The following is a 6,651-nucleotide window of genomic DNA, read 5'->3' as shown; positions in this document are numbered from 1 at the left end:
GGAAGTACAGGATCAGCCCGACGATGCCGAGCCCGCCACCGCCCAGCGCGACCCGGCCTCCGACACCCCCGCCACCGCCACCCCTCAGGTCGTCGATGTTCGACGTGTCGAGATCGGCGTTCTCGTCGAACCGCATCGCTACCTCCCGCGCTCGGGCGTGATCCCACCACATGGGGTGGGTCCCCTGCCGGGTCGGCGGTCACCGTGCGTCCGCGAGCGTCGCCGGGCGGGTGAGATGGGTGGACCTGCCGCCGCGTCCCGAAGCCCCCAGCTACCCTTCCGGGCGGAAGCGTGGCAGAGCGGCCGAATGCACTCGCCTTGAAAGCGAGAGTCCCGAAAGGGTCCGGGGGTTCGAATCCCTCCGCTTCCGCCAGGTCACGGCGCTGTTGGTCGATCATGGTTCGATGGTCGGCTGACAACAACCGGAGACATCAACCCGTCTGAGACTGCCTCGCCGAGCTGGGTCAGCGCTGCGGCCTTCTCTGTCACATTACCGTGTCGGTAGACCATCACTGTGACCTTGATGTCGCTGTCCCCGGCGATTTCCCAGACCACGTGCGGCCAGGCCGAGGGCGAGCATCAGGGACACGGCGGCGTGCCGCAGGCGATGGAAGCGCAGCGCTCCGTGACCGCTGCCTCGCGGACATCGTCCCACTACTTCACCAGCGGGTAGAGCGCCATCTGGCGGCCCTGCCGGGTGGCGAACACGAACCCGGTGTCCTCCGCTTCTCACCGGCATCGGCCCGATCGGCGTCCTGGCGTTTCCGGTGCTCGCGCAACGCCGAGGGCACGCTGTCGGGCAGCGGGATCACCCGTCAGTACGCCCTGGCCTTCGGTGGCTAAATCACCGCACGACTGTCGAACCCAGATTAAGGGCGTGTCGCACCGCGAGTCGGCCACCGTCCAGATCGACCGCGTCCCAAGTCAGCCCGAGCAGCTCCCCCCCGGAGCATCGCCAGCACGATCGCGCAGAGCTAGACCGTGAACAGCCGGTCGGCGGCGATCTTCATCAGCAGCGCCCGAACCGCGCCGGATCGAGGCTGGCACCGACGGCGTATGCGGGTACGACTTGTTGACCATCTTCGCGAGTTGCGGCTGATCAGCTCCTCGCGCAGGGCGTTCGGCAGTACGTTCCGCACTACCGCGTGGGCGGACTGGACCATGCGGGGCGAGAGTTTCCGTCGGCCAGCGCCGTGCCCTGATGCCTCCTTCTTCCGGAGCGCAGCTGGCAGCCGCCGCATGTCGGTCGGTCGGAGCTCGTCGACCTTGTTTCCTGAGCACGGACTTGATGTGGACTCGCACCGTCGTCTCATAGCCCTTGTAGGTGCTCGCCTGGCGTTCGGGTTTCACGACCTGTTCGAGCCAGCAGCCGAGATACTCCAAGGGTCTGCTGCTTGGGCGCCCACGCACCCCGGCCTTGGCATCTCGGAAGAGCCATCGGGCGCCTCTCGGGCTTCTTCGCACGTGCGGCCGTAGACGTAGCAACGGCGGCGACCACCAGCCGCGACCGGCAGGAATTCCGATCGATGTACCGGTCGCCAGCACGCTTGTAGATGGAGTGCTCGCCGTTCGCGCACTTCGTCACAGAGGTCATTAGCTCGTCTCTCGTTCAACCTGGACGAGCCAGCCGTTACCGGCGCCAGATGGAGGTGTCCGGGGTGATGCTGAAGCTGTCGCGGATGTCGCATGAGCCGGAGCTCAAGCAGCTGCTGCAGATGGCGGTGGTGGTTATCAGGGACATTCGGTGCTGGTGGTGGCCTGCTTTCGGGCAGGGTGCAACCAGCGCGGAATTGCGGTGATTTCGCCGGTCAGTAAGGGGCCGGCTGCCCCGAGCCCGAGCGCGGCCGGTCAGACCGCCGGGAGGTCGGCTGTGTGGCCCAGAGTGTTACTGTCACTGTTGGGACGTGGTGCCGCGGAAGAGGCGCGTGCTTGATGTCCATGGCCCGCCACGCGAGTCCGGAGTTGACCCGGCCCGCGGATTCGAGTTGGTAGGGGAGACGCGGACGTCGATCAGTTCGACTTGCATGTCCGCCCCGAAGTGCAGGCCGGGCCCGGTCGCCAGTGTCACCTTGATCTCCTCGCCCTTCGGTGCCCGCCGTCCCGGCCTGGCCGCAGCTTCGCGAACAGCGACACAGTGAACTTTGTGGCGCGGTGGCGGTCAGCCACCGGGATCTGGGCCGTTGGCGTCATCGCGCGTCTTCGGGCGTCGACCCGACGACCGTCAGCTTGTAGCTGCCGAGGTCCACCGGAATTTCTTGCATCGCTCTTGCTCCTTCGCCAGTTCGTGTAGACCCTAATCATTAGAAGCAGTGATGTTGAGGGGAACAATCCGATGGAGTTGAGGAGAACAATCCGAGGGTGGTATGCAGCGCGCCTACTTGTCAAGGGGCCTAAACTCGTGGGCGTGGATGAGGAGTTCGAACGTCTGCGCCGGGAGCCTGCCCCGCCGCGCCGAGGGCGTAGGGGGACCGAGCTCCTGGCAATCTACCAGCAGCGCTCGGTGGAACTGGCGCGCCTGAGGCGAGCGGCGCTCGGGGAGGCACGGGACCAGTTCGGCGACAGTTGCACCGAGGTCGCAATGGGTTTCGGCCTGGCCAAGGGTCGCACCACCCAGATCCGCAACAGTGCCCGCCCGCGACTGGGCGTTCTTCGGTGTCGGCTCGCTCGACGTCGCGGTGGTCGGCCTGCGGATCCTGGAGCGCTAGGACATGGTCGTCACCGCCGAGGACGACGGCGTGAGCGCACACCTGATCGCCGAGGTCGACCAACTTCCATTCACCGCCGAGAGCCTGGTCATCAACTCCCGCGAGGAGTGGGGACCGACCCGAGACGCGATCGTGGTGGGCGGTCCGGCCTCGGCCTACATTGGCGACGCGCTGATGAGCGGAGACCCGATACTCGGCATGACCATCGCCGACGCGGCCGGTGGTACCTCGTGGACAAGTTGAGGGGGGAGCGGTTCGCCTCCCTGGTGGACGACCCCGAGCCATTCCGGGCAGACGTCGCCTACATCGCCTGCCATGTCCGGGACGGCCAGGTCATCACGCACATCGCCGGTGTCCACGCGCTCGGCTCGGTTGGGGCTGCGCACTACCTCAGCAAACACGTCGCTGAGCTGTGCGCCGAGATGGGCGAGAAGCCGTTCAGCATGGCGGTGGCGGCTGAGCTTGACTGCCTCACACCCAAAGTCACCGCCGTCTCCGCAAGTCGGCGAGCATGGGTCTGACCGTCCACGCCGCCACGCTGCCCGGGGGAGAGCCGCACGGCGATGCGGCCGGCCGGTCCCGCCACGCCGACCGCTGCCGCCTGAGCCAGGCAGGGGACAGGCCCCCGAGGTCCAACAGCTCCCGAGAGGCACTTATCCACAGGCTGATCTCGAAGATCACTCATGTCCATTGAGACCCCTACTATGTACCGAGATCGGTCTGAACACCCTGTCCTACTGTGAGCAAAGATCGGAGGTCGGCAGTTGAGCAACACTCCCCATTTCACCGTTGACACCGGCCTCTTTAGGCAACTCGGCGAGCTGCTGGTCGGTCGCGACGCCACCGCCCTGATTGAATTAGTTAAGAACTCGTACGATGCGGACGCCACCGAAGTCATAATTGCCGGGCGCGATCTCGAGCATCCGACGAGAGGTCGAATTAGCGTTATCGACAACGGAGTCGGAATGACGCCAGGTCAGTTCGCTAGCGGCTTCCTCAGCGTTGCAGCCCGATCGAAGACCGTAGACGGGCGTGCCAGCAAGGTATACCGTCGGCGCTTCACTGGCGAGAAGGGTGTTGGCCGGCTTGCGGCACATAAGCTAGCCGGACACCTGTCGGTTCAGTCGATCGCTGCCGTCGCTGATGGCACAGACGCTCCATTACTGGATGATCTTCGCTCACGATACCCAGAAGTATCCACCGAAGAACTCCTCGTGGCAACGGCAAAGGCAAGTCGGTCGCTCGTTGACGCAACCATTGATTGGGACGCGATCGAGACATTTGTGACACTCGACGACGTCGACGAAACCGCGCTCCAAGTTGCTTCTCGCAGACTTTCGAACAGCTCTCCTACTGGCACGACGATTAATCTAGCTCGCCTGAGAAGGCGATGGCGTGAAACAGAGCTTGTGGAACTATCTCGGCAGGTATCCAACTTCGCGCCCGCGGACATCTTGGCTAAGCCTCTGTCGGCGCGAACCATAGCAGCTCCACTCCTATTTGATGCGCCTACGGTTCGCGATACCACGCGAGACGACCCAGGGATGATAGTCAGGTTAGAAGGTGACTTCGGCGTTCCCACTGATCTATGGGAAATAGTCGAACGCTCGACCGAATGGGTTCTTGAAATTCAAGCAATAGAGGGTCTTGACGTCGAATTCGCCGTCGCGCCTTCGAGAACTGAGCTCGAACGCAGGCCCTTCAGTCGACCAATCCGTGCCACCGCGCCGCACCCCGCACCGTCGAGTGGCCCGTTCTTTAGCGCGCGCATACTGGTGAGGAGTGGGCCGATTCGAAGCCTTGATGAGCGAGCGAATGAACGGCTTTCGGGGGTCCGTGTATATCTCGAGGGATTCCGTGTCCTCCCGTACGGAGACCCGGGCAATGATTGGCTGCGGTTCGACGCGGACTACACACGCCGAGGCGGAAGGTTTAATCTAGATCCTCTCTTTCCAGGATCCCTCGAGGACGCGAAGGCTCTGTCGACTCTCACGAATCGTGACTACAGCCTACGGCTTCTTCCCAACCGGAATTTCTATGGCGCCGTTTTCCTCACTGATCGGGGGGCCAGTAGTCTGCGCACTTTAGTGAATCGCGAAGGTTTCGTTCCCGATGAGCATTTCGAGACTATGAGAAGCCTCGTCCGTCGCGGAACAGAATTTTTGATGCGTGCGCGCGCGCTCGCTGGCGTGCAAAGTAGGGCTGCTGAAGATGCGCGAAAGGGACAAGAGCGCACTGTGAGCGAGGCAAAAGCCGCATCAGCGCAATCGTCAACAGGCGGCGAAAGTACAGGTACTGGTACTAGTACTCGTGATCCAGATGGCGGCGGAGAGTCGTCGAGCGAGGGCACTGGCGATAAGCAAGATGAGACAACCGACGACGGGTCCGACGACTCCGACCGAGTTTACAGCGGTTCGACCGCCGACCCAGAAGCTTGGCGTAACGGAGACGCTGGCTCCGCGAGCCGACTGCTGGCTGCAATCGAGCAGCTACGACTCGCGATGCCGGACCCAACGGAGCGCCAACTCTTACATGCATACGAAGAAGTCAAGCGTGCGGCGGAGTCGTTAACTTCCGACACCAGCCTATTGCGGGTACTCGCAAGTGTCGGAGCACAACTAGCCTCGTTCAGCCACGAAATTCAACACATGGTCCCGACGGCACGTGCCGTCGAGACCTTTCTTACGCCTCGGCCGGACGTCCGGCTACCAAACGGGGCAGGGTCGGTCAGACGGCAAGCAATCGATTTGAGGCGCGGCCTCGAGAGACAGGCTTCTTACCTTGCTGATGTGGCAAGTACAACTGCCCGTGAACGACGTACAAGGCAAAACTTGCACATTCGGTTCGATGTGGCTGTGCGAACAGTGGGTTCCGCTGCTGCGCAGCGCGACATCCTTATCATTAACGAGATTAGTTCTGACATTCGCACACCGCCCATCTTTCCCGCCGAGCTTCTCGCCATTTTGACGAACCTGCTAACCAATGCCGTAAAGGCAGCTGGCCAGAATGGTAAAATCCGCGCGTGGGCGCGGAAGAGTCAGGACGGGGATGTCGAGATGACAATCGAAAATACAGGTGTCCGTGTCCGACCTGAGGATGGAGAGCGTTGGTTCGTGCCGTTCGCGAGCGGTAGTGCCGAGTTAGATGCAAATTTGGGACAAGGTACCGGGCTCGGCCTGCCGATTACACGAGACATCCTGGCGGAATACGGGGGAAAGGTGGGCTTCGTTGAACCATCCACAGGATTCGAGACTGCGGTCCGGGTGGTCTTCGGTGACTGATATGACGCGACCTCGAATTCTCCTCGTGGACGATTCCGCTGATTCAATCACCCCTCTGCGTGACCGATTTTCCGAGGCGGCAGTTGTCCAGGTTCGGCATCCAGAAGAGGTCGACGAGCGGGATCTTTATAACGCCGACCTAGTTGTGGTCGACTATTTCTTGTCTGCGTGGACGGAGCGCGACAGCGCACCGTTGGCGCGTGCACCACGTGATGGACTGGCCGTCGTTTCGACTCTCAGGTCGATTCTCCTTCCAACCTTTTCGAATCGCCCCGCGCTTGAATCCGACCTGCCCAAAGTTGCATTTGCTCTGTGGTCGGCTAACCTAAATGAGGCAACATTAGGTCTGCCGGAAGCGCTAAGAGAACACGTCTTCGCGCGCGAGAATAACCTAGAATGGGCATTTAGTAAGGAAGCTATAGAAGAGGGTTCAGGCAGCTCTCAGATGGTAGAGCTGGCGTCGGCCGTGCAGAGTCTTCCCCACGCTTGGCCAGGGCGCGCCCAGGGAGATGCAGCAGTCGAGGAGGTTCTAGCTCTACTCGGTCTCGAGGGAAAAGATACAATCTGGATGGATCAAGCGCGAGCGGAAACTCTTCAATGCCGGCCCCCAGTATTCGAGATGAGCCAAAGGAACCACGGACTGGCACTTCTTCGTTGGCTTCTCC

At 62.2% G+C, this 6,651-nt stretch carries 4 protein-coding genes, 1 tRNA gene and 1 pseudogene; 5 read left to right on the top strand and 1 reads right to left on the bottom strand.

What is annotated here, in order from left to right:
- Positions 1-136 (bottom strand): annotated as a pseudogene (locus HF577_RS40335) (KPN_02809 family neutral zinc metallopeptidase); the annotation flags it as partial.
- 149 nt (positions 137-285) lie between these two features.
- Here HF577_RS40335 and HF577_RS23350 point away from each other — a divergent pair.
- From HF577_RS23350 to HF577_RS23330, 5 genes are all read left to right on the top strand, one after another.
- A tRNA-Ser gene (locus HF577_RS23350) sits at positions 286-373 on the top strand.
- A gap of 1,285 nt (positions 374-1,658) precedes the next feature.
- Positions 1,659-1,799 (top strand): hypothetical protein, encoded by a 141-nt coding sequence (locus HF577_RS23345; protein ID WP_169398079.1) that lies wholly within the window; start codon positions 1,659-1,661, stop codon positions 1,797-1,799.
- A 909-nt stretch (positions 1,800-2,708) separates the two neighbouring features.
- Positions 2,709-2,948, top strand: coding sequence for a hypothetical protein (locus HF577_RS23340; protein WP_169398078.1), 240 nt, complete (start codon positions 2,709-2,711; stop codon positions 2,946-2,948).
- 23 nt (positions 2,949-2,971) lie between these two features.
- Positions 2,972-3,226, top strand: coding sequence for a hypothetical protein (locus HF577_RS23335; RefSeq protein WP_169398077.1), 255 nt, complete (start codon positions 2,972-2,974; stop codon positions 3,224-3,226).
- Positions 3,227-3,469: 243 nt separating this feature from the next.
- Complete coding sequence (locus tag HF577_RS23330; RefSeq protein WP_169398076.1) at positions 3,470-5,986, top strand: sensor histidine kinase; 2,517 nt, start codon at positions 3,470-3,472, stop codon at positions 5,984-5,986.
- Positions 5,987-6,651: the final 665 nt, after the last annotated feature.

It is taken from the genome of Pseudonocardia xinjiangensis (assembly GCF_012911925.1).
Lineage (GTDB): Bacteria > Actinomycetota > Actinomycetes > Mycobacteriales > Pseudonocardiaceae > Pseudonocardia > Pseudonocardia xinjiangensis.
This window is presented reverse-complemented; position numbering and strand designations above follow the sequence as displayed.

What these genes read in the sequence shown, in the direction of transcription:
- HF577_RS23340 (WP_169398078.1), top strand. Translation starts at nt 2,709, where the DNA reads ATGGTCGTCACCGCCGAGGACGACGGCGTGAGCGCACACCTGATCGCC.